The following is a 24,203-nucleotide window of genomic DNA, read 5'->3' as shown; positions in this document are numbered from 1 at the left end:
GGATCGACTCGCCTGTCAAATCGATCTTTCAGAGATGAATCATGGTTATCCCTAATCAATCAGCGGACCCGGCGCGCATGGCGCTGGCCAACCGGGTGTTCTTCCGCCTGTACCAATGTGCAAACATGTTGCATAAAACAGGCACCAAGGCCGTCGAGGCCGAAGGCCTCACGACGCAGCAATGGGCGGTGCTGGGCGCGCTGTCGCGGCCCGAGGCCGGCGACGGGATGAGCGTGGGCGACCTGGCCCGCTACCTGAAGGTGAGCCGACAGGCGCTGTCCGGGCTGCTCAGCCGCATGGAGCGCGACGGCCGCCTGCGGATGGCGCCCGACGGGCGCGACCGCCGGTCGCGGCTGGTCTCGATGACGCCCTCAGGCCTGCAGGTGTGGCAGCAGGAGGCGCTGCCGAAGATCCACGACTACTACGAGCAGGTGATCGGCGACTTCTCGGTCAACGACATCACGCACACGCTGCATTACCTGCTGCGGATCCTCGAGAACATGCAGCGGGTGGATGACGTGCAGGGCGGCGCCGAGCCGGACGAGATCTAGAACAAGCCCCGCTGCGCCGTCGTCAACGCCACGAAGCTCTCCCCCATGGGCTGCAGGATGGCATCGGCGATCGGCTGCAGCTGCTTGCCCAGGTAGTGTTCGTAGTCGATGCGGGAGCGGCGCGCTTCCATGGGCTCCGGCCCGTTCAGGGTCATGACGTATTCGATCCAGCCGCCGTTCTGGTATTGCCTGGGGCGGTTCACCCGATCGTTGTGCGCGTCGGCCATCCGGGCCGCGCGGACTTGCGGCGGCACGTTGACCTGGTAGGCATCGAGGCGATGCCGCAGGCGCTTGCGGTAGACGAGCAGGGCGTCCATGCGGCCTGCCAGCGTCGACTGCGCATAGTCGGCCACGTAGGCCTGGTGGGGCTCGCCGTGGAAGATGCGCGAGAGCAGGCCTTCCTGGAACTGGCGCGCCAGCGGGGTCCAGTCGCTGCGGGCCATCTCGAGGCCGCGGAAGACCATTTCCTCCCGGCCCGCGGCATCCATGCTGAGGCCGGCGTAGCGCTTCTTGCTGCCCACGTCCGAGCCGCGGATGGTGGGCATGAAGAACTTCTTGTAGTGGGTGTCGAACTCGATCTCCAGGAAGTTGTCCAGGCCCTGCTCTTCGCGAAGGGTGCGCGTCCACCAGGCGTTGATGTCCAGCGCCAGCTGCGCCGCGATGGCGTGCGCCTCTTCATTCGTGTGGGTGCGGCGCAGCCAGATGAAGATGGAGTCGGTGTCGCCGTAGATGGCCTCGTAGCCCCGGTCTTGCACGAACTCCCGGGTGAGCTTCATCATCTCGTGTCCGCGCAAGGTCACGGCGGACACGAGCTTGGGATTGAAGAAGCGGCAGTCGGCCGCACCCAGCACCCCGGCGAAAGAGTTCATGAGCAGCTTCAGGGCCTGCGACAAGGGCTCGTTCGCGGCCCGCTTGGCCTCGTCCCGGGCGCGCCACAGCGTGGTCACGATCTCCGGCAGGGCATGCTTGTCGCGCGAGAAGACGGTGCCGCCCGGTCCCTGGACGACCCGCGCCGGATCGTCGGCGTTCGAACCCTCCACGAACCCGACAGGGTCGACGAGGAAGGTCCGGATGATCGAGGGGTAGAGGCTCTTGTAGTCCAGCACCACGACGGAGTCGTAGAACCCCGGCTTCGAGTCCATCACGTAGCCGCCGGGAAAGGCCTTGCTCGGGATCTCGCCCACGTTCGGTGCCACGTAGCCCAGCCGATGCATGCGCGGCAGGTAGTGGTGGCTGAAGGCGGCGATGGAGCCGCCGAAGTGGTCGGCCTGCAGGCCCGTCGTCTGGGCCCGCTCCAGCGCGAACTGCAGCAGCTTCGCCTTCTCGAAGATGCGCAGCACCAGTTCGCAGTCGCGGATGTTGTAGCTGGCCAGCGCCGGCTTGTCCTCCTGGTAGCGCCGCTCGATCTCGGCCATCTTGTCGTACGCGTCCCCGATCGCCTTGCCCTCGCCCAGCAGCGCCTGCGAGACGGTCTCGAGGCTGAAGGACGGGAAGCTCCACACCGCGGCCTTGAGGGCGTCGATGCCGTCGATGACGACGCGCCCGGGCGTCGGCGCGAACAGGTAGCCCTGCCGGCCCGGATGGGTGCGCCACTCGATAGCCCGGCGCTCGCGCCCCAGGAGCAGCTGCGCGCCGCAGTCGTCGGCGGTCTTCTGCAGCACGCGGAGGTCGAACTGGATCACGTTCCAGCCGACGATGACGTCGGGGTCTCGGGTCTCGAACCAGTCGTTCAGGCGTTCGATCATCGCCCTGCGCGTCGGGCAATAGACGAGGGAGAAGCCCTCGGGCGCCACGGGCTCGGGCGGCGGCTCGCCCAACATGAAGACCACGCGGTCGGCGCTGCCGTCCAGCGCGATGGAGTAGAGCGCCTCATGCTGGCTGGTCTCGATGTCCAGCGACACCACCTTCAGCACCGGGCGGAAGTCGGGCGCAGGCTTGAGGTGGCCATCGACGATGGTGGCGCCGTCCCGGCGCCCTCCTTCGACCCGCACCCCCGCGGTGACGAACCGCTCCATGAGGTAGCGGTCGTGCGGCCGAACGTCGGCTTCGAGCAGTGGAATCGCCTGGGCCTGGAGCGCCCGTGCCAGCCGGCCCAGCTGGCGGAACTGCTTCGCATAGACGCCGACGACGGGCTCCCGATGGAAATTCCTGAGCCCGAGCTCACGCACCTGCAGGCCGGGCATGGCTGCGAGTTGCGCCTCCAGCGCCGGCCGGTGCCGGGCTTCGACGAACGCGACCGAAGTCCGGGCGGTCAGGATCAGCTTCACCGGCCCGGCGTCGGTCGCCAGCCAGTACTCGATGTCGGTGCCGGCCGGGGTGTCGCGCCAGTGGCGGGTGAGGATGAAGCCCTGGAGTTCGTTGGGTGCCACGAGCGCTTGGGAAATCGGGTGGAGCAGGAAGCCCCCGATTTTCGCCCGGTTGCGGCGGGTCGCCGCGCAGCGGGGAGCCGCTGGTCCAGGACGGCGACGGCCTCAGGCGACGGAGGCCCGCTGCGCGGCCTCGTAGACGTAGTTCGCGAACTGAGACCCATCCATGGCCTTTTCTAGCAAGCCCAGTTCGCGCTGCTCGGCGTCGTGCGAGAGCGATTCCTGCAGCTGCGAGCGCCGCAGCGGCTGCCACTCGGCGGCGCTCTTCCAGGCCGCCAGCCGGACATCGGCGCTGGCAAGAAGCAGGCGCAGGAACAGCGCCCGCTCCATGCGAACACGGGACAACTCCGCCCCGGTGGCCCCGAGACACAGGCGGCGCAGCGCTCGCTGGCAGGCTTCGATGCGCAATTCGAAGGGGCTGCCGACCTCGGTCGCCCGGCCCGCCGGCGCAAAGACGAGCTCGACATCCCGCAGGACATGCAAGTGCGAGATTTCCTGCAGGACACGCAACACGGGGGACAGCGGGGAAGTCATCCCTCAATGGACACCGGCCGCCCCGCCCGCGGGGTAGGACAGGGGGCCGATCCGGTGCACTCGCCGCCTACGCCGGGGCCTGCAATGGGACTCGACGCGACACCCCAGGGGCCCACAGACCGCGCTGCCGCCTGGTGCGTGGCGAATCAGGCGACGCCCGGCGCTGGCTCGCGCGCGGGGTCGAGGCCCAGGTAGGCCCGCCGCAACTCCGGCCGCGCCATCAGTTCGTCCGGCCGCCCGATCGCGACGATGCGCCCCTCCTCCAGCACCGCGGCGCGCTGCGCAACCTCCAGCGCCATGCTCACGTTCTGCTCGACCAGCAGCACCGCGATGCCGTCGGCATGGATGCGCCGGATGGCCTCGAACATGTCGAGCACGATGCTCGGCGCCAGGCCCAGCGAAGGTTCGTCGAGCAGCAGCAGGCGCGGCCTCGCCATCATCGCGCGGCCGATCGCCACCATCTGCTGCTGCCCGCCCGACAGCGAGCCGGCCGGCTGCGCGAGCTTCTCCACCAGCGCCGGGAACAGCGCGCACACGCGCTCCAGCGACCGGGCCCGCTCGCGGCGCGCGGCGCCCAGGTAGCTGCCGATCTCGAGGTTCTCGCGCACCGTCATCTCGGTGAAGAGGCGCCGGCCCTCGGGCACCAGCGCGATGCCCTGGCCGCAGAAGCGATGCGGTGCCAGCCGCGCGATGTCCTGGCCGTCCAGCAGGAGGCGGCCGGCGCTCACGCGATGGAGCCCGGCGATCGCATTGATCAGCGTGCTCTTGCCGGCGCTGTTGGGCCCGACGACGCAGAGCAGTTCGCCCTGGCCGATCGCCAGCGACACGTCCCACAGGGCGGTCGCCTGGCCGTAGGCGACGCGGATCTGCTGCACCTCAAGCATGGCTCAGCTCCACGATGCCGGCGGGCATCGGCGCTTCGTCGGCGGCCTCGGCGCACGCGGGCGCCATCGCCTGGCCCAGGTAGGCCGAGACCACCGCCGGCCGCCGCATGACCTCCTGCGGCTCGCCCTCGGCCAGCACCTCGCCGCGGTGGAAGATCACGACCCGGTCGCACAGCGCCATGACGGCCCGCATCACGTGCTCGACGAAGACGATGGTCGCGCCCTGGTCGCGGATGCGCCGAATCAGCGCCACGGCCTCGTCGATCTCCGACGGCGTCAGGCCCGACAGCACCTCGTCGAGCATCAGCACCTGCGGCCGCGAAGCCAGCGCGCGCGCGAATTCGAGGAACTTGCGCTGGTGCAGGTTGAGTTCGCCGGGCAACGCCCCGGCGCGCTCGGTGAGGCCGGTGAAGGCCAGCCACTGCCAGGCCTCGGCCTCGGCACGGCGGCGGTCGAGCGAGGCGGCGCCGAACATCGCCGGCAGCGCCACGTTCTGGAGCACCGTGAGATGGGCGAAGGGCCGGGGGATCTGGTAGGTGCGCGCCATGCCGCCATGCGCGATGCGGTGGGCCGGAATGCCCGAGATCCGGCGGCCGTCGAACTCGATCACCCCCGCCGTCACCGCGTAGTGGCCGCTCGCGACATTGATGAAGGTCGACTTGCCGGAGCCATTGGGGCCGAGCAGCCCGAGGATCTCGCCGCGCCGCAGTTCGAGGTCGACCCCGCGCAGCGCCTGCACGCCCTTGAAGGACTTGCGCACGCCCCTTGCGCGCAGCAGCACCTCGCCGGCGCCGCCGGCCACGCAGCGCGGCGGCACGGCCGGCGCGCTCGCCGCCAGCACCGGCGCAGGCGCTGCGACCGCCCCGGCGCCGCGCCGTGCGTGCCACCACTTCAGGGCCTGGCCGAGCAGCCCTTCAGGCATGAAGAGGATCACGACGATCAGCACCAGGCCGGTCAGGCCCTTGCCGATGATCGCGGTATCGCCGCCCGTGAACGCATAGAGCAGCAGCGTGATCGCGGTGGCGCCGACGATCGGACCGGCCCAGTGGCGCGTGCCGCCGAGCACCGCCATCAGCACCACCGTGAGCGGCAGCGCGATCGTGAAGGTGTCGCCGGTGGTCACGTAGGAGATGAACAGCGCCTGCACGCCGCCGACCACGCCCGCCAGGCCGCAGGACAACGCGAAGGCACCGAGCTTGTAGCGGAAGGTCGGCACGCCCATCACTTCTGCGACGTCCTCGTCGTCGTGGATCGCGAACAGGCCGGTGCCGAAGCGCGAGTGGTAGACCACCAGCGCGGCCACCACCGTGGCCAGCGCGACCGCCAGCGCCAGCAGGTAGAAGGTGCCCGAGGCCGTGGGCCCGATCGCCGGGACCGCCACCGCGCTCATGTAGACGCCCGGGCCGCCGTCGATCGGCGTGTTGAGAATGAGCGTCGCGACCACGAAGGTGGCGGCCAGGGTCAGCAGCGAGAACAGTTCGGCCCGCACCGCCTGGACCCGGAAGGCCACCACGCCGAGCAGGGTGCCGAACAGCGCGGCCACCAGGCCGGCGGCCGGCAAGGTCCACAGGAACGGGATGTCGAAGCGCGTCGCCAGCGTTGCCGTGGTGTACATGCCGATGCCGAAGAAGGCGCCGTGGCCGAACGAGAAATAGCCCGAGTAGCCCGACAGCAGGTTCCAGGAGGTGGCGAGCGCGATCCAGTGCAGCACCAGGTAGAGGATCGACTCGTAGAAGGCCGGCAGGCCGAGCCAGGGCACCGTGGCCAGGCCCGCGCCGGCCGCCAGGATCAGGAGCAGCGACCGCTTCATTCGGCAACCTCCGCGCACAGCGCTTCGGTATTCGCCTTGGGAGCGGCCCGGCGGCTCATGCCACCCTCCCCGGCCGCGCCAGCAGCACCAGCATCAGCAGCGAGAACGACACCAGCGGCGCCCACGAGGGCGCAGTGACCGCCATCGTCACGGCTTCGGTGACGCCGATGACGCAGCCGGCGATCAGCGGCCCGAGCGGCCGGCCCAGCCCGCCGAGCATCACGGCGGCGAAGACGACGCCGATCCAGGCGTAGATCTGCGACGGCGACAGCGTGTAGGCCAGCGCGATGCACACGCCCGCCACGCCGGCCAGCGCGGCATTCAGTCCGGACAGCATCAGCGCCAGCGCGTTCTGGTTGACGCCGAAGGCGGCGGCGATCGGGGCGTCCTCGGCGGCGGCGCGCATCGCCTTGCCGAGGTCGGTGCGGCGCAGCGCCACCCAGACCGCGAGCGAGATGCCGACGCCCAGCCCGAGCGTGATGAGTTCGGGCACCGGCAGGAACAGCGGCCCGAGCCGCAGCTTGTGCTCGGCATAGCTCGACTCCAGCTTGCGGTAGTCGGCGGTCCAGATCCATTGCAGCAGCGCCTCGATGATCACGGTGACGCCGAAGGTCACCAGCAGCGAGTTGAACGGGCTGACCCGAAAGCGGGTCAGCACCCAGTGCAAGGCCGTGCCGAGCGCGAAGAACAGCGGCACGATGAAGGCCAGCGACAGCAGCGGGTCGACACCGCGCCGGCTCGACAGCTCGTAGGTCAGGTAGGCGCCGAGGAAGGCGAGCGCGAAATGCGCCAGGTTGATCTGCCGCAGCAGGCCCCACGAGAGGCTCAGGCCCAGGCCCAGCAGGCCGTAGAGCGCCCCCGTGAAAAGGCCCGCGAGGATGGCCTGGGCGAGAAGCGTGGCGCTCGGCAGTGTCATCGGCTCAGGCGCCGCGGGTCTGCAGCTTGGCGCCGGGGGCAGCCCAGTCGGCCGGCCAGACCGTGACCCACTTGCCGTTCTGCACCTGCTTGACCCGGCTCAGGTCGGCGCCGAAGTTGCCGCGCTCGTTGAAGCGCAGCTTGCCCTGGATGGTGTCGACCTGGTTGGCGCGCAGCCAGGCGGCCATGGCCTTGTCGTCCAGGCCCTTGGTGGCGATCACCGCGGCCTCGATGAGCTGCCAGGCCGTGAACGAGGCCGCGGCCTGGGTCTCGACCGCCGTGTCGGGCATGCCGGCGCCGGCGGCGCGCTCGCGGTAGACCTTGACGAACTCGGCCGCCACCGGGTTGTTGGTGAAGGGCGGATGGTCCTCGAAGATGGTCATCGACAGCGCGCCGTTGGCCTCGGGCGCCTTCAGCATCGGCGCCGGCGCCGGCACGTGATAGAAGTGGTGCAGCGGCGCATAGTCGATCTTCTTCATCGCGTCGAGCAGCTGGTTGCCCTCCAGGCCGATGGCGCCGGTCCAGATGAAGTCGGGGTTGGCCTCCTTCACCCGGCCGGCGATCGGGCCGAAGTCGCGGTTGCCGAAGTCCCACTCGAGGAACAGCACCTCCTTGATGCCGCGCTGCTTGGCCACTTCGCGCGCGCCGAGCGCCACGAAGTGCACCGACGGGAACTTGCTGGTCACGACCGCGATGGTCTTGGGCGGCGCCGACGACGCGGCCAGCGCGGTCAGCACCAGCGCCGGCAGGGTCTTCTCGGGCTCGGGGCCGATCGACCAGGCCGGGAACTGCTGCTCGTACTTGGCCAGGTTCGGGATGCCGAAGGTGTGGTGCACCAGGGTCTTGTTGTAGCGCTGCGCCACGCCCATCGCCGACAGGATGTTGCCGGTGGCATAGGGCCCGATCAGCAGGTCGACCTTGTCGGCCGTCACCAGCTGCTCGTACAGCGTGCGGGCCAGGTCGGGCTTGGACTGGTCGTCCTTCAGCACCCACTCCACCGGCCGGCCGAGCAGGCCGCCGCGCTTGTTGAGCGAGTCGACATAGATCTCGCCGGTGAGCTTGTGCACCAGCCCGGTGGACGACAGCGGGCCGGTCAGCGCCAGCGTGCCGCCGACCTTGATCGGCGCCCCGCTGGGCTGGGCGCCGGCCTGCGAACTCCACAGTGCGCCGGCGCCGAGGGCGCCGGCCGCTGCCACGAAGGAACGACGGTCCATGTTCATGCTCTGTCTCCTGTAGTTGTTCGGGGAAGCGGCCGCCGTCGACCCTCGGGTCCGGGTGCGGTCAAGCGTTGCGGATCTCGAAGTTGGTGATGAACTCTTCCGGCACCGCGGGGCCCCAGGCGTAGAAGGAATCCTCGGGCGGGTGGTCGCCGGAACGCCACTCGAAATCGCCCGGCACGTAGTCGATGTCGAACGAATACTCGCTGTAGCTGCCCCACGGGTCCCGCGCGTAGTAGAAGTAGTTCGAGCCCAGCACGTGGCGCCCGACGCCCCAGCCGCGCGTGAAGCCGGCCGCGTACATCTGCTCCATGCCGCGCCCGACCTCGTCGATGCTGGCCACGTCCCAGCTCAGGTGGTGCAGGCCCGGCCCGTCCGACTTCGCCATGGCGATCAGGTGGTGGTCGCTGCCGTGCACGCCGTGCATGAACACCACCAGGTCGGCCGAGCGGTCGGTCAGGCGCAGGCCCAGCGCCTCCTCGTAGAAGCGGATGGCGCGCGACACGTCGGGGCAGAACAGCAGCACGTGCGACAGCCGGCGCGGCCGCACCTTCGGGATGCGCGAGCGCGCCAGCGAGGCGCCGGTTCCCAGCGGCACGGGCGGCTCCTGCTGCTTCTCGCTGCGCCAGTCCGGCGTGCTCTTGGCGGCCACCACGACCTGCACCGGGAAGCCGTCCGGATGCCGGACCCACAGGCCATCGCCGCTGCCCAGGGGATGCGGGGCGCAGCGCTCGACGCCCAGCGTCTCGATGCGCGCGGCGATGGCATCGAAGTCTTCGGCAAAGCAGCCGAAGCGCAGGTACTGGAGCTTCTTCGGCCCCGGCGCCTCATGGACCGAGGCCCAGGCGTGCGGATGTCCGGGCGTGCACAGGTCGAGCCGCTCGCCGACGCGCTTCGTCTCCAGGCCGAAGGCCTCGTAGAAGCGCACGGCTTCGTCGAGCTCGGGGACCGTGAAGACGATGCCGTCCAGCGAGTGCACGCCATGCACGGCGGCCCGATGCGGGTCCTTCCGGGTACGAAGCTCGAGGGCCATGGTCTGTCTCCGGTACTTCTCGCGAAGCTCGAAATAATATATTCTTCAATTCAAACTATATCGATAGACGCTTTATCTACACCTAGGGTTAACAAGGAACATCGTTCCTTCGGACCACACATGACAGCGACGAGCGAGCGCCCCAGGGGAATGAGCCAGACACGCCTGGTGTTCGAGCGCCTGCGCGCGGCCATCGTCGAGGGCCGCCTGCTGCCGAGCTCCAAGCTCAACATCGCGGCCCTGGCGGAGGAACTCGCGGTGAGTGCCGGTGCGGTGCGCGAAGGCCTGGCGATGCTCGAGGCCGAGGCGCTGGTGGTGTCGGAGCCCGCCCGCGGCTTTCGCGTCAGTCCGGTCTCGGCGCTCGACCTGCGCAACCTGGTCGAAGCCCGCATCCAGGTCGAGCAGCTGTGCCTGGCCAAAGCCATCCGGCACGGCGACCTGGCCTGGGAGGGCCGCATCGTCTCGGCCCTGCACCGGCTGACCCGGATCGCCGAGCGCGAAGCCGGGCAGCCGCGCCATCTCAATCGCGAATGGGCCGCCAACCACGGCGAGTTCCATCACGCGCTGGTGTCCGGCTGCCCCAACGAATGGCTGCTGAAGATGCACCAGATGCTCTACCAGCAGAGCGAGCGCTACCGCTACCTGACGGCCCCGCTGGCCGCCACCGGGCGCGACGTCCAGGCCGAGCACCAGGCGATCGTCGACGCGGTCCTCGGCCGCGACATCCCGACCGCCCAGGCCCTGATCGCGCGTCACCTGGACCACACGGCGCAGCTGCTGCTGGACTCGCCGGACCTGAACCAGGCGCGGGAAACGCAGGCCGGCGTGGCCGGCTGATGGCAGGCGGGTGGACCGCGCCCGGCCTACGGCCGTGAGCGCCGATCGCGACGCCCGGCTTCGGCCGCCTCGTGGTCCTTGGCGATGGCCGCGATGACACTGGCGTCGCGCTGGCGCCGTGAAAGGGCCGGCGGGTCGTCGTCGCCTTCGGCGGCCGTGACGACGACGATCTCGTCCACGCAGACCGGCGGGACATCCTCGACCGCGCCGCGCAGCGGCTCCATCAGGTGCGCGGTGCCATGCGGGGACTGCAGGTCGAGGAGGATGCGGCGCGCACCGAAGGTGCGTGCATTGACATGGAGAAAATCCGCAAGGTGCGCGCGCAGCTCCGCCCAGTGGCGCTGGTCCCAGATCACCCTGCGGGGTACCGCGCTGAGCGGCAGCGGGAAGAAGGTCGCGGCCTCGTCGCGCTGGTTGATGCGGCTGACGATGGCCTTCACCTGATCGCGCGGAACGCGACGCCTGGTGTAGTGCGGCAGGGGGCCGAAGTCGGAATCGGCGTAGGTGAGCACGTGATAGTCGGAAATCGGGCCTTCGACCTTGTTCGACGGAGTCCGCACGATTCGCATGGCGAGCCTTTCGCGGCTGTTGCTTCCCATCTCGTCTCCTCTGACATTGCGACGTGCCGGAGTCTGCATTCGGGTGCGGCGCTTGCACATCCGCCATTCGGGGGATGCACCAAGACCTTCGGGTGGGCCGAGGGCACCGGCGAACCGATACTGTCGCCCTTGCGCATCATTCACATCGCTTCGCCATGACCCAGACGACCCTTCGCGATGCCGTCCCCCGCGACGCCGCTCGCTGCTTCGAGATCGAAAGCGCCGCCTACGAGGGCGACGAAGCTGCCACGCTGGCAAAGATCGTCAAGCGCATCGAGGTGTATCCCCAGGGGTTCCTGGTGCTGGAGGTCGACGACGAGGTCGTCGGCTTCATCAACAGCGGCTGCGCGGACCCGGTCGTGATGTCCGACTCGGCCTTCAAGGAACTCGTGGGGCACGATCCTGCGGCACCCAAGGTCGTCATCATGTCGGTGGCCGTGGCGCCGGCCCGGCAGGGGCGAGGCTTCTCGAAGCTCTTGATGACCGAGTTCGTGCGCAGGATGCGGGCCGCAGGCAAGCGCGAGATCCACCTGATGTGCAAGCAAGACCACATCGAGCTTTACCGGCGCATGGGCTATGACTACGCCAGGCCGTCCGCCTCGAACCACGGCGGCATGGCCTGGCACGAGATGATTCAACGGCTCTGAGAGCGCCCGGGCGCAGGCACGGCCTGCGCGCCCGAAGCGATGCGCAGGCGGAACTCCGAAGGCGCGCAGCCGACCTCGGCCTTGAAGAAGCGGCTGAAGTAGGCGGCATCGTCGAAGCCCAGGTGCAAGGCGGCCTCCGAGACCGTCATGGGCGTATGGGCCAGCACGCGCTTGGCCTCCAGCACCACGCGCTCGTGCAGCAGGGCCAGCGCGCTGGTGCTGGCCACCGCCCGGCAGACGCGGCTCAGGTGGTCGGCCGTGACCTCCAGCGCCTGGGCATAGAAGGCCAGCGGCCGGTGCTCGTGGAAATGCCGCTCCAGCAGCGCCCGGTAGCGCTGGACCAGGGTGTCGCGCAGGGCCTGGCGCCGGCCGATGCCGGTGGCCGCGATCTCCTGGCGCAGGAACCACAGGGCCAGCAGCACGAGCTGCGACTGCAGCGCCTCGGCGCGGCCGATGCGCTGGGACTGGAACTCCTCGGCCAGCACCGAGAAATGCCGGGCGCAGTCCGCAGCGTTGTCGCCCAGGCACGCGGCGTCGAGCACCAGCGTCTGCGCCAGCCGCTGTGCCACCACCGGCGAGTGGGCGCACAGGGAAGCCAGCGCGCTGCTCGGCACCGTCACCTGCGTGCCGACGCTGTCGGGCTCGTAGTCGAAGCCGTGCACCACGCCCGGCGCCAGCATCAGCGCCACCGGCGCCCGCAGCGCATGGCGCTCGCCGTCGAGGGTGCCGACCAGCGCGCCCGCGGTGAGCAGCTGGAACTGGTGCAGCCCCTCGTGCCGGTGAGCCGGAATTCTCCAATGGTTCTGCTGGGCCCGGACACCGATCGCCTCGACATGCAGGCTGTCCTCCGGCATGAAGTGGCGCACTTCGCGGAACGGGACGACGAGGAGGTTGCTGGGCCGCATGAATCTATGCCTTGGAGGCCGGAAATCTACAAGAAGCCCTCCTATTCGTCCATGGTGGAAAGTCCGCCGTCTCCCTAAGCTGGAGCCGTTCATCAAGAAACACCGGAGACAAGCATGTGGAATCGACGTGAGCTGCTGCAACGCAGCGCCGCACTGTCCGCCCTGGCCAGCCTGGGCCTCGGGCGCTCGGCATGGGCCCAACTCAACGGCAACGCCGTCATCGTCTCGGGCTTTCCCGCCGGCGGCATGGGCGACAACGTGGCACGGCCGGTGGCCGAACGGCTGCGCGGGCGCTACGCGAACAGCCTGATGGTCGAGGCCCGCACCGGCGCCGGCGGGCGCATCGCGGTCGAATACGTGAAGCGGGCCGCGCCCGACGGCCTGACCATCCTGCAGATCCCGAGCTCGCCCATGACGCTCTATCCGCACACCTACAAGAAGCTCAACTACGACCCCCTGACCGACTTCGCGCCGGTCTGCTCGACCGTGACCTACGCCTTCTCGTTCACCGCCGGGCCAGGCCTGCCGGCCGAGATCAAGACGGTGGCCGACTACGTCGCCTGGGCCCGCGCCAATCCCAAGCTCGCGACCTACGGCATCCCGGCCGCGGGCTCGGCCCTGCACTTCGCCGGCATGCTGCTGCAGAAGGCGGCCGGCATCGAGATGACCAGCGTCGCCTACCGGGGCGGCGCGCCGCTGCTCAACGACCTGCTCGGCGGCCAGGTGCCGGTGAGCTTCAACGTGGTCGGCGAGGTGATGCCGCACGTGCGCTCGGGCAAGCTGCGCTCGCTGGCCATCACCAGCGCGCAGCGCTCGCCCTTCCTGCCCGAGGTGCCGACCTTGATCGAGCAGGGCTACAAGAACATCGCGGTGCAGGAGTGGCTGGGCTGGTTCCTGCCGGCCCGGACGCCGGCCGAGGTGGTGCTGCGCCTGAACACCCTGGTCGGCGAGGCGCTGCAGGTGCCCGATTTCGTGGCCGCGCTGGCCACCTACGGCCTGCAGCCGATCCACCAGTCGCCCCAGGAGTTCGCGCAGATCGTCAAGGCCGACTACGAGAAATGGGGCCCGATCGTGCGCTCCACCGGCTTCACCGCGGAGGATTGAGCACCGTGCCTCGTCTCACTGCAGCCCAGGCGCTGGTGCGCCTGCTGGCGATCGAGCAAGTTCCTTTCGCCTTCGGCATCGTCGGCGGCAAGCTGGCGCCGCTGATGCACGCCCTGTCGCAGCAGCAGGCCGTGCGCTTCGTCGGCGTGCGCCATGAAGCGAGCGCGCCGATGATGGCCGCCGCCGTCCACGCCGGCTCGGGCCGCATGGCGGTGGCCGTCGGCGAGATGGGGCCCGGCGGCCTCAACCTCGCCTCCGGCATGGGCGTGGCGCTCAACAACAACCTGCCGCTGCTGGCCATCACCACCAACCAGCACCGGGCGGCCGCCTATCCGCACAGCGGCATGTTCATGGACCTGGACACGCAGGCGGTGTTCGCCCCGCTGACCAAATGGAACGCGGTCGTGCACGACCCGCGCCGGCTGCCCGAACTGGTGCGCCGCGCCTTCCGCGAGGCGCTGTCGGGCCGGCCCGGCCCGGTGCACCTGGACATTCCGCAGGACGTGCTGGCGGCCACGACCGACTATCCCGACGACGAGTTCGCGCTGCCGCCGGAACGCTACCGGGCCACCCTCGGCCCGCGCCCGGCGGCCGAGTCGGTCGCCCGCGCGGCGGCCCTGCTGCGCGAGGCCCGGCGTCCGCTGCTGGTCGCCGGCGGCGGCGTGGTCACCAGCGGCGCGGTCGATGCCGTGCGCAGCCTGGCCGGCCTGCTCGGCGCGCCCGTGGTGCCGACCCAGATGGCGCTCGGCGCGGTCGCCAGCGACAGCCCGCACTTCATCGGCCACGGCGGCCTGATCTCGGGCGACGCGCTGCGCGCGGCCTTCGAGCAGGCCGACGTGGTGCTGGCCGTCGGCTGCCGCTTCTCGTCCTGGATGTGGGATGCGCGCGGGCCCCTGGCGCGCCGCCACCACCGCACCATCAGCATCAACACCGACCCGTCGGCGCTGGGCCATCCGGTGCTCCACGAAGTGGCGATGCAGGCCGATGCGCGCCTGGCGCTGGAAGACCTGGTGGCCGCCCTCGCGGCCGAGGGCCCGAAGGAAGCGCCGGACGGCGGCTGGCTCGCCGGCCTGCGCGCGGTTCGCGCCCGCTACGTCGAAGGCCTGGCCGCGATGGCGCGCGACCCGGACCCGACGATGCATCCCGCGGCCCTCGCCAAGGCCATCGCCGATGCGCTCCCGGCCGACGCGCTGGCGGTGTTCGACGGCGGCCACACCACCTTCTGGAGCAACGACTTCACGCCGGTCGACGCGGTGCGCACCCGCTTCCACGAGCCCGGCATGAGCCACCTCGGCTTCGGGCTGCCGTATGCGCTGTCGCTGCAGCTGCAGCATCCTGGCCGGCCGGTGTTCAACATCACGGGCGACGGCTCCTTCGGCTTCACGCTGAACGAGCTCGACACCGCGCGGCGCGCCGGGCTGCCCGTCGTCAGCATCATCCACAACAACGCCGCCTGGGGCATCATCCGTTCGGGCCAGCGGGCCCAGCTCGATTTCGAATTCGCGACCAGCCTCGAAGGCACCGACCATGCGGCCATCGCGCGCGGCTTCGGCTGCTTCGGCGAAACCGTGACCCGGGCCGAGCAGCTCGCGCCGGCGCTGGGCCGGGCGCTGGCCTCGGGCCTGCCGTCGGTGCTGGACTGCCGCACGCGTTTCGTGTCGCATCCCGCCGCGCCGGCCTTCGGCAGCATGAACCGCTTCGGCTTCGAGGCCTTCATGCCGGTGCCCGCCCCGGGCTGACTCCTTCCACCTTGCAACTCATCACCATGACCTCACTGACCCTCGCCCAAGCCAACCAGATCATCGCCGCCGCGCTCGCCCATTCGAAGCAGGCCGGCTACCAGCCGATGGGCATCGCGGTGCTCGACGACGCCGGCCATCTCAAGGCCTTCGCGCGCGAGGACGGCGCCAGCATGTTCCGCTTCGACGTCGCCCAGGCCAAGGCCTGGGGCGCGGTCGGCATGGGCGTGTCGAGCCGGCTGCTCGGCGAGCGGGCCAAGGGCAACCCGAACTTCTTCGTCTCGCTGGCCGCCACCTCGGCCGGCCGCTTCCTGCCGCAGACCGGTGCGGTGCTGATCAAGGACGCCCAAGGCCGGGTGCTGGGCGCGGTGGGCGCGAGCGGAGGCACCGGCGATGAAGACGAGGCCATCTGCATCGCGGGGGTGCAGGCGGCCGGCCTCGCCGTGTGATCAGGAAGCCGCCCGCTTCGGCTTCGCCTTCGACTTGGCGCCCGCCGCATTGAGGGCGACCGCGGCCCGCACCAGCGTCTTGAACGCCTCGGCGTCGACCTGCTCGCCCTCGCCGATGTCGATCGCGCGCCGCACCTTGCCGTCCATGCTGGCGTTGAAGAGCTTGGCGGGGTCTGGCAGCGAGGCCCCCTTGGCGAAGGTCAGCTTGACTTTCGCCTGGTAGGACTCGCCGGTGCAGAGGATGCCGTCGTGCGACCAGGTCGGCGTGCCCATCCACTTCCATTCCTCGACCACCTCCGGGTCGGCTTCCTTGATCAGCCGGCGCATCCTGCCCAGGGTCTGGCCGCGCCAGTCGCCGAGCTCGGCGATCCTTTGGTCGATCAGTTCGGAGGCCGACGGGCCAGCGGTCGCTTCTGGCTTCTTCATGCCAGGGGGAGTTCTCGCATGAGGTTGCTGCGGACCCAGGTGAAGGCCCCGGCGCCGACGTTGCCCGCCTGCCATTGGCGGAACGCGGGGTCGGCCGACAGCGGGTCCGTGACCTTGGCGTAGGCCGCCGCGTTGTCGAACTCCACGGTCAGCACATAGTTGCCCAGTTCGCCCGCCGCCACCGTCCACAGCCGGGGCTCGGGTGCACCATGCTTCTTCCAGAGCGCCGCCCCCGCCTTCAACGCGTCGATGACGGCCGCGAGATCGGCCCCGGGGTTGGGTCGCAACACATAGCGCGCTTCGTAGGCCATGGATGTCTCCTTCGTCGCAGAAAGGACGCTCATTGGAGCACCCGGGCGCGCGCGGAGCAACCGGCGCACAAGCGGATCGGCCGGCAAACCGGACGTCGGCGATCCGGCCGCGCCACGACGCCCTCGGCTCCGAACGAGACCGGCTCACATGAGCACCTTGACCAGCCGCGCCAGCAGTTCCTGCGCCGAGAACATCGTGAGCGTGAGCGGCAGCACGGGCAGCAGCGTGGTGACCGCCAGGTGCAGCACGGTCCTCAGGGTGAACGGCGCCCAGCGCATGTCTTCCACGATCGCGAAGCTGTTGCCCATGTCGGCCAGCGAACGGATGTCGGGACTGCCGATCAGTGCCTCGTCGGGCCGGGCCCCGCCGCGCAGCCATTTGTGGTCGAACTCGCGCGCATAGCGCTGCGCCAGCGTGCCGTACTCGCGGCGGCCCCTGTTCTCCGCCGCCTCGAGCTGCGGACCGAAGGCGCACAACGGCCCGAGGATCACGCAGACCATCAGGGCGACCACGCCGGCGATCTCGACCTCGAACTGGAGCAGGCTGGCGCCGCCGAAGAAGATCCGGTCGGCGATCATCCCGGCCAGCAGCACGCCCTGGGCGAACAGGAAGGGCGCGAAGGCCACCCGCACCAGCGAGAGAAAGCCGAGCCCCCCGCAGCGGTCGGGGTGCGTGGGGATCAGGTCCAGCCGGATGCGCGACACCTGCCAGAGAAAGCGGGCCCAGATGAACAGCCGGAAATACCAGCGCAACAACAGGAACTGGAACAGCGGCAGGCTCACGCAGGCCAGCCACCAGCCCGCGGCCGTGAGACTGAGCTGGCCGTCGGCGATGACGCCATACCAGCTCGAGACGTCGAGCGTCAAACGCGTCCGCCAGACCACGAACACGCCGATGCCGTAGACCAGCAGCACGAGCAGGACCTCCGCCCAGACCGAATTGCGAAGGCGCAGGGCGGAGGCGACGGCCAGGCCGAACCGGCTGCGCGAAGCGTCGGGAATGAGGCCGTCTTCCAGGAACTGCCGCACGACCAGGCGCATGCGCCGGTGAACCACCAGCTCGGCCAGGATCAGCAGCGGCAACGCGACCAGCAGGCGGGCATGCAGTTCGAGATCGCGCAGGAACGGCAGTTCGACGCGGCCCCAGGCCCGTCCTTCGAGCACGGACAGCAGCAGCAGCGGGGCCCAGGCGAGCAAAACCGCGGCCAGCGCGCGACGGTGCGGCATGTTCCCGACCTCGTCCGAGAGGCGCGAGCGCCGCCAGAGTTGAAACAGGGGGCCGCCCAGCACGAGGGAAAAATCTTCCGATTCGAGCTGGCGCAGCTCATCGATGCTCGGCGTCGCAGGGGGCATGGCTCGGAACCTCCGCAATCGGTGCAGCATCCTACACGGCGGCCGGGGCGGGGCCGCACGATGAAGGGCGCCTGAACGCTGCCTGACCAGCGCACAGGGCCGGCCGTTCAGGTTTCGTGCAGGTGGCGGACATAGCATCCATGCATGTCCACCCAGCACCCTTTTCGACCTGCCGCCAGGCGTGTGTCGTCCTTCTGACAAAGCGGGCGGCCGCACAGGCCGGCCCGTCGCGCCGCATGGCATCGACCTGCGGCGCCGAGGCGACGGTGTCGCGATGCAGCACCGCGCCAGAGGTCCATCCGACGTATTCATGAACCACCCGATCGAACGAGGCAGATACCCCGCCACACCGTCCCTTGCCGACGCGCCAGCGCTTTCTCGCGGCATGCTGGCCCTGCTGCTCGCCGCGTTGACGCTGGTCTGGTTCGGCTCGCTCGCCACGCGTTCGCTCATCAGCCCCGACGAGGGCCGCTACGCCAGCATCGCCTGGGAGATGATGCGCAGCGGCGACTGGATCACGCCGCGCCTGAACGGCCTTCTCTATTTCGAGAAGCCGCCGATGCAGTACTGGCTCAGCGCGCTGTTCCTGCACCTGTTCGGCCTGAACGACTTCGCCGCCCGGCTGTGGCCGGCGCTGGCCGGCTTCCTCACGGTGCTGCTGGTCGGCGCGACGGCCTGGAAGCTGTGGGGCCGGGAGACCGGCATCCGCAGCCTGGCCGTCGTCGCGTCGATGACCTGGGTCTTCGGCAACGCGCATTTCCTGACCCTCGACGCCGGCCTGACGCTGTTCCTCACGATCGCGCTGTGCGCCGTCCTGATCGCGGAGCACATTGCCGCGCCACCCGCCGTGCGCCGCAACTGGATCTGGCTCGCCTGGGCCGCGATGGCCGGCGCGGTGCTCAGCAAGGGGCTGGTCGGGATCCTGATTCCCGGAGCGACGCTGGTCCTGACCTGCCTCTGGCGCCGGGACTTCGGCCCCTGGCGCCGGATGCACTGGGCTTCCGGCCTGCTGGTCTTCCTGCTGCTGGCGGCGCCATGGTTCGTGCTGGTGTCGATGCGCAATCCGAGCTTCGCCCAGTTCTTCTTCATCCACGAGCATTTCGCGCGCTACCTGACCAAGGTCCACCAGCGTGAAGGCGCCTGGTGGTACTACCTGCCGCTGCTGCTCGGCGGGATGCTGCCGTGGACCAGCGCCCTGCCCTGGCTCGGGCCCCGCCGCGACGGCGACGCGCCGCCGCGCGGCATCGCGCCGGCCGACTTCCTGTTCGTGCATTCGGTCTTCGTCCTGCTGTTCTTCAGCGCCAGCGGATCGAAGCTGCCCTCCTACATCCTGCCGATGTTCCCGGCGCTGGCGCTGCTGATCGGCCTGCGGCTCAAGCAGGCCAGCCCGCGCGTGCTGCGCGGCCACCTGCTGGTTCCGGTCCTGGTCTGGTCGATCGCACTGGTCGCCTCGACCCAGAGCGCGCGGGTGGCCTCCCATTCGACGCCGGCCGAGATCTTCGCCCAGCTGGGCGCCGGGATCCGCTGGGGTGGCGCGGCCTTCCTCGCTTTCGCGGCGTTCGCATGGTGGGCCCTGCGGCGGCGCGGCGTGACGCTGGCCATCGTCAGCCTGGCGCTCGGCCATCTCGTCGGGATGACGATCGTGATGGCGGCGCACAACGCCTACGGACAACTCAAGAGCGCGGCGCCCTTCGTGTCGGCACTCGAGCCGGTGCTGCGGTCCGGGGCCCCGATGTTCGCGGTCGGCATCTACGACCAGACGCTGCCCTTCTACCTGCGGCGCGAGGTGGTGCTGGTCGACTACGAGGACGAATTCGCGATGGGACAGGCGCTGGAGCCCGGCCGCTCGCTCGACTCGTTCGACGCCTTCGCCAGCCGCTGGCAGGCCCTGCCGCAGGCCGCGGCCTACATGGACTTTCCGAGCTTCGTCGAGATGCGCCGGCGCGGTCTTCCGATGCGGATCATCTTTCAGGATCAACGACGCGTGGTGGTAGCCAGACAATGAAGATCATCGATTTTGCGTGGGTTCTGACCGGCGTCCTGCTCAACGCCGCAGCCCAGCTGCTGCTCAAGGCCGGAGCGCGCAGCGTCGGCGAGATTTCCATGAGCGACGGCAGTGCCGCGCTCTGGCGCAGCGCGACCGGCCTGGCCCAGCATCCCGGCATCCTCGGCGGCCTGGCCTGCTACGCGATCAGCGTGGTGGTCTGGATCGTCGCCCTGTCGCGGGTCGAAGTGAGCATCGCCTACCCGATGCTCTCGATCGGCTACATCGTCAACGCGGCGCTGGCCTGGTGGCTGTTCGGCGAACAGGTGAACGCCCAGCGCTGGCTCGGCATCGCGGTCATCGCCATCGGCGTCATCCTGGTGGCGCGCAGCGGGAGCACGAATTGAGCGACACGCCCTTCCTGCCCTTCACGCGCCCTTCGATCGACGAGCGCACCATCGCCGAAGTGTCCGAGGTGCTGCGCTCCGGCTGGCTCACCACCGGCCCGAAGTGCCAGGCGCTGGAGGCCGCCTTGTCCAGGCGCTTCGGCGGACGGCCGGTGCGGCTGGTGAACTCCGGCACCGCCTCGCTCGAACTGGCGCTGCGGCTGTGCGACATCGGCCCGGGCGACGAGGTCATCACCACGCCGATGAGCTGGGTCGCCACCGCCAACGTGGTGCTGGCGGTCGGCGCCACGCCGGTGTTCGTCGATGCCGACGCCGGCACCCGCAACATCGACCTCGACCGCATCGAGGCCGCCATCACGCCGCGCACCCGGGCCCTGCTGCCGGTCGACCTGGCCGGCCTGCCGGTCGACCGCGACCGGCTCAACCGGTTGGCCGCGGCCCATGGCCTGCGCGTGATCGAGGACGCCGCGCAGTCCTTCGGCGCCCAGTGGGGCGGGCGGCCGATCGGCAGCTTCGGCGACCTGGTGTCGTTCAGCTTCCATGCCAACAAGAACATGACCTTCGGCGAGGGCGGCTGCCTGGTGATGAACGACGAGGCCGAAGCCCGGCGCTTCGAGCGGCTGCGGCTGCAGGGTGTCGAGCGGCTGCCCGGCGGCGGCATGGAGGTCGAGGCCTGGGGCGCCAAGGCCAACATGACCGACATCGCGGCGGCGATCGGCCTGGGCCAACTGCGCAGCATCGACGACTTCAATCTGCGCCGACGCCAGCTGGCCCGGCGCTATTTCGAGTGCTGGGACCGCTCGCTCGGCTTCGAGCTGCCGCCCGAAGACGCAGAACTGCACGGCAACTGGCACATGTTCCAGCCGCTGCTGCCGCGCGCGTTCGCCGCGGCGCGCCCCGGCTTCGTCGCTGGCATGAAGGCGCTCGGCATCGGCGTCGGCGTGCACTACCCCGCCATGCACCTGTTCTCGATGTTCCGGGCCATGGGCCACGACCGGGGCGATTTCCCGGTCGCCGAGGACATCGGCGAACGCACGGTCACGCTGCCGTTGTTCCCGGCCATGACGGACGCCGACGTCGATCGCGTCTGCGCCGCCGTGCGCACGGTGATGGCGGACCTCGCGGAGGTGCGGCCATGACGGCGCTGAAGTCGGTTGCCGGCCACGAAGCCGACAACGACAACGACATCGACGACGACACGCCCGAGCTCAGCGTCGTGATCCCGGTCTACAACGAGGAGCAGGGCCTGGCGGCGCTGTTCGAGCGGCTCTACCCGGCGCTCGATGCGCTCGGAATCGCCTACGAGCTGATCTTCATCAACGACGGCAGCCGCGACCGTTCGGCCGCGCTGCTGGCGGCCCAGTTCGAGCGCCGGCCCGACGTGACGCGGGTGATCCTCTTCAACGGCAACTTCGGCCAGCACCGGGCGATCCTGGCGGGCTTCGAGCATTGCCGGGGCGACCGCATCGTCACGCTCGACGCCGACCTGCAGAACCCGCCCGAGGACATCCGCCTGCTGCTGGACGCCATGGACCGCGGCCACGACTGCGTCGGCTCGATCCGCCGCGACCGCCAGGACCAGGCCTGGCGGCGCTGGGCCTCCCGGGCCATGAACCGGATGCGCCACCGGCTCACCGGCATCGTGATGACCGACCACGGCTCGATGCTGCGCGCCTACAGCCGCAACGTGGTGCAGCTGATCAACCAGTGCAACGAGATGAACACCTTCATCCCGGCCCTGGCCCTGCAGTTCTCGCGCAACCCGGCCGAGGTGGTGGTCGGCCATGAAGAGCGGCACGCGGGCGAATCGAAGTACTCGTTCTACAGCCTGGTGCGGCTCAACTTCGACCTGGTGACCGGCTTCTCGCTGGTGCCGCTGCAGGCGTTCTCGCTGCTCGGGATCGTGGTGTCGATGCTGTCGGCGCTGCTGTTCCTGATCCTGGCGACCCGCCGGGTCGTGCTGGGACCGGAAGAAGGCGGTGTCTTCACGCTGTTCGCCCTGCTGTTCCTGCTGGTCGGGCTGACCCTGTTCGGCATCGGCCTGCTGGGCGAATACATCGGGCGCATCTACCAGGAGGTGCGGGCACGGCCGCGCTACGTCATCAACGCCGTGCTGGAGCGCAAGCGCCCATGAAAGCCATCGTCTTCGCCTACCACGACGTCGGCGTGCGCTGCCTGCGCGTGCTGCTCGATGCCGGCGTCGAGGTGCCGCTGGTCGTCACGCATGCCGACGCCGCCGGCGAGGCCATCTGGTTCTCCAGCGTGGCCGACGTGGCGGCGGCGCACGGGCTGCGCTGCGTGACGCCCGCCGACCCGCACCTGCCGGAACTGCTGGCCGAAGCGGCCGCGGCGGCGCCCGACTTCCTGTTCTCGTTCTACTACCGCCACATGCTCCAGGCGCCCTGGCTGCAGCTGCCGAGCCGCGGCGCCTTCAACATGCACGGCTCGCTGCTGCCGCAGTACCGCGGCCGGGCGCCGGTGAACTGGGCCGTGATCGAAGGCGCGACGCAGACCGGCGCCACCCTGCACCGCATGAACGAGAAGCCCGACAACGGCGCCATCGTCGACCAGTGCGCGGTGCCGATCCTGATCGACGACACCGCCCACGAGGTGTTCGGCAAGGTCGTGGTGGCGGCCGAGATCGTGCTGGCGCGAAGCCTGCCGCTGCTGCTCGCCGGCACCGCCGTCGAGCGGGCGCAGGACCTCTCGCAGGGCCGCTACTTCGGCGGCCGCAAGCCGGAAGACGGCCTGATCCCGGCCACCGCCAACGCGCTGCAGATCCACAACCTGGTGCGCGCCCTCGCGCCGCCCCACTACCCCGGTGCCTTCTGCCACGTCGGCGGCGAGCGCATCCGCATCGACAGCACCCGCTTCGCCGAACGGCCGAGGCGGGCACCCGGCGCCGGCCTTCGGCTGGCGAGCGAGGCCGGCGCGCTCCGGCTGCTGGCCGCCGACGGCAGCGCGCTCGAAGTGCTGGCCGCCCGGGGCCCCGCCGGCGCGATCGACGCGGCCGGCTTCGAACGCCGCTTCGGTGCGCCCTGCGTGCGGGTCGATCACTGATTCACTTCCAACCCACGGATCACCCCATGCTCAAAGTCCTCATCCTCGGCGTCAATGGCTTCATCGGCCACCATCTCACCCGCCACATCCTCGAGACGACCGACTGGCACGTCTACGGCATGGACATGCAGACCGACCGGGTCCGGCCGTGGCTGGGCGACCCGCGCTTCCACTTCTTCGAAGGCGACATCACGATCAACAAGGAGTGGATCGAATACCACGTCAAGAAGTGCGACGTCGTGCTGCCGCTGGTGGCGATCGCCACGCCGGCCACTTACGTGAAGCAGCCGCTGCGCGTCTTCGAGCTCGACTTCGAGGCCAACCTGCCGATCGTGCGGCAGTGCCTCAAGTACGGCAAGCGGGTGGTGTTCCCCTCGACCAGCGAGGTCTACGGCATGTGCGCCGACGATGCCTTCGACCCTGAATCGTCGAACATGGTCTACGGCCCGATCAACAAGCCGCGCTGGATCTATGCCGCCGCCAAGCAGCTGATGGACCGCGTCATCCATGCCTACGGCATGGAGGAAGGGCTGCGCTACACGCTGTTCCGCCCGTTCAACTGGATCGGTCCGGGGCTGGACAGCCTGCACACGCCCAAGGAGGGCTCGAGCCGCGTGATCACCCAGTTCCTGGGCCACATCGTGCGCGGCGAGCCGATCCGGCTGGTGGACGGCGGCAGCCAGCAGCGCGCCTTCACCTATGTCGACGACGGCATCGCGGCGCTGGTCAAGATCATCGCCAACGAAGGCGGCGTGGCCGACCAGAAGATCTACAACATCGGCAACCCGGCCAACAACCACTCGATCCGCGCGCTGGCCGAGATGATGCTGCGGCTGGCGCGCACGCTGCCCGAATACACCGAGGCGGCCGCGGCGGTGCGCCTGACCGACGTGTCGTCGGCCGAGTACTACGGCCGCGGCTACCAGGACGTGGCCCATCGCGTGCCCGACATCAGCGCGACCATGAAGGACCTCGACTGGAGGCCGAGGGTCGGCATGCAGGAGGCGCTGGCCAGCCTCTTCGCCTACTACCGGGACGAGGCCGAGGCCACCGCCGACCTGGCGCTCTGAGC

24 protein-coding genes are annotated in these 24,203 nt (G+C 69.8%); 12 read left to right on the top strand and 12 right to left on the bottom strand.

All coding sequences use genetic code 11. The annotated features are described in order from the left end of the window. Positions 1–41: 41 nt before the first annotated feature. Positions 42–551, top strand: a complete 510-nt coding sequence (locus QTI33_RS19795; protein ID WP_444814861.1) for a MarR family winged helix-turn-helix transcriptional regulator — start codon at positions 42–44, stop codon at positions 549–551. Here the strand turns inward: QTI33_RS19795 and QTI33_RS19790 are convergent. From QTI33_RS19790 to QTI33_RS19760, 7 genes are all read right to left on the bottom strand, one after another. Then, positions 548–2,920: a DNA polymerase II gene (locus tag QTI33_RS19790; protein WP_286507962.1), complete on the bottom strand. Its 2,373-nt coding sequence runs from the start codon at positions 2,918–2,920 to the stop codon at positions 548–550. The genes QTI33_RS19795 and QTI33_RS19790 overlap by 4 nt on opposite strands. A 102-nt stretch (positions 2,921–3,022) precedes the next feature. Next, positions 3,023–3,451 (bottom strand): hypothetical protein, encoded by a 429-nt coding sequence (locus QTI33_RS19785; protein ID WP_286507961.1) that lies wholly within the window; start codon positions 3,449–3,451, stop codon positions 3,023–3,025. Between the two features lie 146 nt (positions 3,452–3,597). Next, positions 3,598–4,335, bottom strand: coding sequence for an ABC transporter ATP-binding protein (locus QTI33_RS19780; RefSeq protein ID WP_286507960.1), 738 nt, complete (start codon positions 4,333–4,335; stop codon positions 3,598–3,600). Further along, a complete protein-coding gene (locus tag QTI33_RS19775; protein WP_286507959.1) occupies positions 4,328–6,145 on the bottom strand; it encodes a branched-chain amino acid ABC transporter ATP-binding protein/permease in 1,818 nt (605 codons plus the stop codon). Before QTI33_RS19775 ends, QTI33_RS19780 begins: the two co-directional genes overlap by 8 nt. 55 nt (positions 6,146–6,200) lie before the next feature. Continuing rightward, entirely contained in the window at positions 6,201–7,061 is an 861-nt protein-coding gene (locus tag QTI33_RS19770) for a branched-chain amino acid ABC transporter permease (RefSeq protein ID WP_286507958.1), read from the bottom strand. 4 nt (positions 7,062–7,065) lie between these two features. Then, a complete protein-coding gene (locus QTI33_RS19765) occupies positions 7,066–8,280 on the bottom strand; it encodes an amino acid ABC transporter substrate-binding protein (protein ID WP_286507957.1) in 1,215 nt (404 codons plus the stop codon). A 61-nt stretch (positions 8,281–8,341) separates the two neighbouring features. Then, complete coding sequence (locus QTI33_RS19760; protein ID WP_286507956.1) at positions 8,342–9,310, bottom strand: VOC family protein; 969 nt, start codon at positions 9,308–9,310, stop codon at positions 8,342–8,344. 150 nt (positions 9,311–9,460) lie between these two features. Between QTI33_RS19760 and QTI33_RS19755 the strand changes: the two genes are divergently transcribed. Continuing rightward, positions 9,461–10,147: a GntR family transcriptional regulator gene (locus tag QTI33_RS19755; protein ID WP_286507955.1), complete on the top strand. Its 687-nt coding sequence runs from the start codon at positions 9,461–9,463 to the stop codon at positions 10,145–10,147. A gap of 26 nt (positions 10,148–10,173) precedes the next feature. On the opposite strand, the gene QTI33_RS19750 is transcribed toward QTI33_RS19755, so the two are convergent. After that, complete coding sequence (locus QTI33_RS19750) at positions 10,174–10,746, bottom strand: hypothetical protein (RefSeq protein WP_286507954.1); 573 nt, start codon at positions 10,744–10,746, stop codon at positions 10,174–10,176. Between the two features lie 155 nt (positions 10,747–10,901). Here QTI33_RS19750 and QTI33_RS19745 point away from each other — a divergent pair, with 155 nt between their 5' ends. After that, positions 10,902–11,393 (top strand): GNAT family N-acetyltransferase, encoded by a 492-nt coding sequence (locus QTI33_RS19745; RefSeq protein WP_286507953.1) that lies wholly within the window; start codon positions 10,902–10,904, stop codon positions 11,391–11,393. On the opposite strand, the gene QTI33_RS19740 is transcribed toward QTI33_RS19745, so the two are convergent. Beyond that, complete coding sequence (locus QTI33_RS19740) at positions 11,381–12,298, bottom strand: helix-turn-helix domain-containing protein (RefSeq protein WP_286507952.1); 918 nt, start codon at positions 12,296–12,298, stop codon at positions 11,381–11,383. The genes QTI33_RS19745 and QTI33_RS19740 overlap by 13 nt on opposite strands. A 114-nt stretch (positions 12,299–12,412) precedes the next feature. Between QTI33_RS19740 and QTI33_RS19735 the strand changes: the two genes are divergently transcribed. Genes QTI33_RS19735 through QTI33_RS19725 form a run of 3 tightly spaced genes read left to right on the top strand, consistent with a single transcriptional unit; the run spans position 12,413 to position 15,590 of the window. Beyond that, positions 12,413–13,402, top strand: a complete 990-nt coding sequence (locus QTI33_RS19735; RefSeq protein WP_286507951.1) for a Bug family tripartite tricarboxylate transporter substrate binding protein — start codon at positions 12,413–12,415, stop codon at positions 13,400–13,402. A 5-nt stretch (positions 13,403–13,407) separates the two neighbouring features. Then, the gene (locus QTI33_RS19730; RefSeq protein WP_286507950.1) at positions 13,408–15,141 is read left to right on the top strand and encodes a thiamine pyrophosphate-binding protein; all 1,734 of its coding nucleotides are present in this window, start codon (positions 13,408–13,410) and stop codon (positions 15,139–15,141) included. Positions 15,142–15,167: 26 nt separating this feature from the next. Further along, positions 15,168–15,590 carry a GlcG/HbpS family heme-binding protein gene (locus tag QTI33_RS19725; protein ID WP_286507949.1) on the top strand — a complete coding sequence of 141 codons (423 nt, stop codon included), beginning with the start codon at positions 15,168–15,170 and terminating at the stop codon, positions 15,588–15,590. Here QTI33_RS19725 and QTI33_RS19720 read toward each other — a convergent pair whose 3' ends face one another. From QTI33_RS19720 to QTI33_RS19710, 3 genes are all read right to left on the bottom strand, one after another. Further along, positions 15,591–16,016, bottom strand: a complete 426-nt coding sequence (locus tag QTI33_RS19720) for a DUF1801 domain-containing protein (protein ID WP_286507948.1) — start codon at positions 16,014–16,016, stop codon at positions 15,591–15,593. Then, on the bottom strand, positions 16,013–16,327 hold the full coding sequence (locus QTI33_RS19715; RefSeq protein WP_286507947.1) for a hypothetical protein: 315 nt from the start codon (positions 16,325–16,327) through the stop codon (positions 16,013–16,015). The genes QTI33_RS19720 and QTI33_RS19715 overlap by 4 nt, the downstream gene beginning before the upstream one ends. A 144-nt stretch (positions 16,328–16,471) precedes the next feature. Then, a complete protein-coding gene (locus tag QTI33_RS19710) occupies positions 16,472–17,680 on the bottom strand; it encodes a hypothetical protein (RefSeq protein ID WP_286507946.1) in 1,209 nt (402 codons plus the stop codon). Positions 17,681–18,065: 385 nt separating this feature from the next. Between QTI33_RS19710 and QTI33_RS19705 the strand changes: the two genes are divergently transcribed. Genes QTI33_RS19705 through QTI33_RS19680 form a run of 6 tightly spaced genes read left to right on the top strand, consistent with a single transcriptional unit; the run spans position 18,066 to position 24,201 of the window. Continuing rightward, on the top strand, positions 18,066–19,685 hold the full coding sequence (locus tag QTI33_RS19705) for a glycosyltransferase family 39 protein (protein ID WP_286507945.1): 1,620 nt from the start codon (positions 18,066–18,068) through the stop codon (positions 19,683–19,685). Beyond that, positions 19,682–20,071, top strand: a complete 390-nt coding sequence (locus tag QTI33_RS19700) for a DMT family transporter (RefSeq protein WP_286507944.1) — start codon at positions 19,682–19,684, stop codon at positions 20,069–20,071. The genes QTI33_RS19705 and QTI33_RS19700 overlap by 4 nt, the downstream gene beginning before the upstream one ends. Continuing rightward, positions 20,068–21,210: a DegT/DnrJ/EryC1/StrS family aminotransferase gene (locus QTI33_RS19695; protein ID WP_286507943.1), complete on the top strand. Its 1,143-nt coding sequence runs from the start codon at positions 20,068–20,070 to the stop codon at positions 21,208–21,210. The genes QTI33_RS19700 and QTI33_RS19695 overlap by 4 nt, the downstream gene beginning before the upstream one ends. Then, complete coding sequence (locus QTI33_RS19690; RefSeq protein ID WP_286507942.1) at positions 21,207–22,205, top strand: glycosyltransferase; 999 nt, start codon at positions 21,207–21,209, stop codon at positions 22,203–22,205. The genes QTI33_RS19695 and QTI33_RS19690 overlap by 4 nt, the downstream gene beginning before the upstream one ends. Further along, on the top strand, positions 22,202–23,131 hold the full coding sequence (locus QTI33_RS19685) for a formyltransferase (RefSeq protein WP_286507941.1): 930 nt from the start codon (positions 22,202–22,204) through the stop codon (positions 23,129–23,131). Before QTI33_RS19690 ends, QTI33_RS19685 begins: the two co-directional genes overlap by 4 nt. 26 nt (positions 23,132–23,157) lie before the next feature. Next, positions 23,158–24,201, top strand: a complete 1,044-nt coding sequence (locus tag QTI33_RS19680) for a bifunctional UDP-4-keto-pentose/UDP-xylose synthase (protein WP_286507940.1) — start codon at positions 23,158–23,160, stop codon at positions 24,199–24,201. Positions 24,202–24,203: the final 2 nt, after the last annotated feature.

It is taken from the genome of Variovorax davisae (assembly GCF_030316845.1).
GTDB lineage: Bacteria > Pseudomonadota > Gammaproteobacteria > Burkholderiales > Burkholderiaceae_C > Variovorax > Variovorax davisae.
The sequence above is the reverse complement of the archived record's forward strand: the minus strand, read 5'-3'. Positions and strand labels throughout refer to the sequence as shown.

What these genes read in the sequence shown, in the direction of transcription:
- QTI33_RS19795 (WP_444814861.1), top strand. Translation starts at nt 42, where the DNA reads ATGGTTATCCCTAATCAATCAGCGGACCCGGCGCGCATGGCGCTGGCC.
- QTI33_RS19785 (WP_286507961.1), bottom strand. Translation starts at nt 3,451, where the DNA reads ATGACTTCCCCGCTGTCCCCCGTGTTGCGTGTCCTGCAGGAAATCTCG.
- QTI33_RS19780 (WP_286507960.1), bottom strand. Translation starts at nt 4,335, where the DNA reads ATGCTTGAGGTGCAGCAGATCCGCGTCGCCTACGGCCAGGCGACCGCC.
- QTI33_RS19775 (WP_286507959.1), bottom strand. Translation starts at nt 6,145, where the DNA reads ATGAAGCGGTCGCTGCTCCTGATCCTGGCGGCCGGCGCGGGCCTGGCC.
- QTI33_RS19770 (WP_286507958.1), bottom strand. Translation starts at nt 7,061, where the DNA reads ATGACACTGCCGAGCGCCACGCTTCTCGCCCAGGCCATCCTCGCGGGC.
- QTI33_RS19765 (WP_286507957.1), bottom strand. Translation starts at nt 8,280, where the DNA reads ATGAACATGGACCGTCGTTCCTTCGTGGCAGCGGCCGGCGCCCTCGGC.
- QTI33_RS19760 (WP_286507956.1), bottom strand. Translation starts at nt 9,310, where the DNA reads ATGGCCCTCGAGCTTCGTACCCGGAAGGACCCGCATCGGGCCGCCGTG.
- QTI33_RS19755 (WP_286507955.1), top strand. Translation starts at nt 9,461, where the DNA reads ATGAGCCAGACACGCCTGGTGTTCGAGCGCCTGCGCGCGGCCATCGTC.
- QTI33_RS19750 (WP_286507954.1), bottom strand. Translation starts at nt 10,746, where the DNA reads ATGGGAAGCAACAGCCGCGAAAGGCTCGCCATGCGAATCGTGCGGACT.
- QTI33_RS19745 (WP_286507953.1), top strand. Translation starts at nt 10,902, where the DNA reads ATGACCCAGACGACCCTTCGCGATGCCGTCCCCCGCGACGCCGCTCGC.
- QTI33_RS19740 (WP_286507952.1), bottom strand. Translation starts at nt 12,298, where the DNA reads ATGCGGCCCAGCAACCTCCTCGTCGTCCCGTTCCGCGAAGTGCGCCAC.
- QTI33_RS19735 (WP_286507951.1), top strand. Translation starts at nt 12,413, where the DNA reads ATGTGGAATCGACGTGAGCTGCTGCAACGCAGCGCCGCACTGTCCGCC.
- QTI33_RS19725 (WP_286507949.1), top strand. Translation starts at nt 15,168, where the DNA reads ATGACCTCACTGACCCTCGCCCAAGCCAACCAGATCATCGCCGCCGCG.
- QTI33_RS19720 (WP_286507948.1), bottom strand. Translation starts at nt 16,016, where the DNA reads ATGAAGAAGCCAGAAGCGACCGCTGGCCCGTCGGCCTCCGAACTGATC.
- QTI33_RS19715 (WP_286507947.1), bottom strand. Translation starts at nt 16,327, where the DNA reads ATGGCCTACGAAGCGCGCTATGTGTTGCGACCCAACCCCGGGGCCGAT.
- QTI33_RS19710 (WP_286507946.1), bottom strand. Translation starts at nt 17,680, where the DNA reads ATGCCCCCTGCGACGCCGAGCATCGATGAGCTGCGCCAGCTCGAATCG.
- QTI33_RS19705 (WP_286507945.1), top strand. Translation starts at nt 18,066, where the DNA reads ATGCTGGCCCTGCTGCTCGCCGCGTTGACGCTGGTCTGGTTCGGCTCG.
- QTI33_RS19700 (WP_286507944.1), top strand. Translation starts at nt 19,682, where the DNA reads ATGAAGATCATCGATTTTGCGTGGGTTCTGACCGGCGTCCTGCTCAAC.
- QTI33_RS19690 (WP_286507942.1), top strand. Translation starts at nt 21,207, where the DNA reads ATGACGGCGCTGAAGTCGGTTGCCGGCCACGAAGCCGACAACGACAAC.
- QTI33_RS19685 (WP_286507941.1), top strand. Translation starts at nt 22,202, where the DNA reads ATGAAAGCCATCGTCTTCGCCTACCACGACGTCGGCGTGCGCTGCCTG.
- QTI33_RS19680 (WP_286507940.1), top strand. Translation starts at nt 23,158, where the DNA reads ATGCTCAAAGTCCTCATCCTCGGCGTCAATGGCTTCATCGGCCACCAT.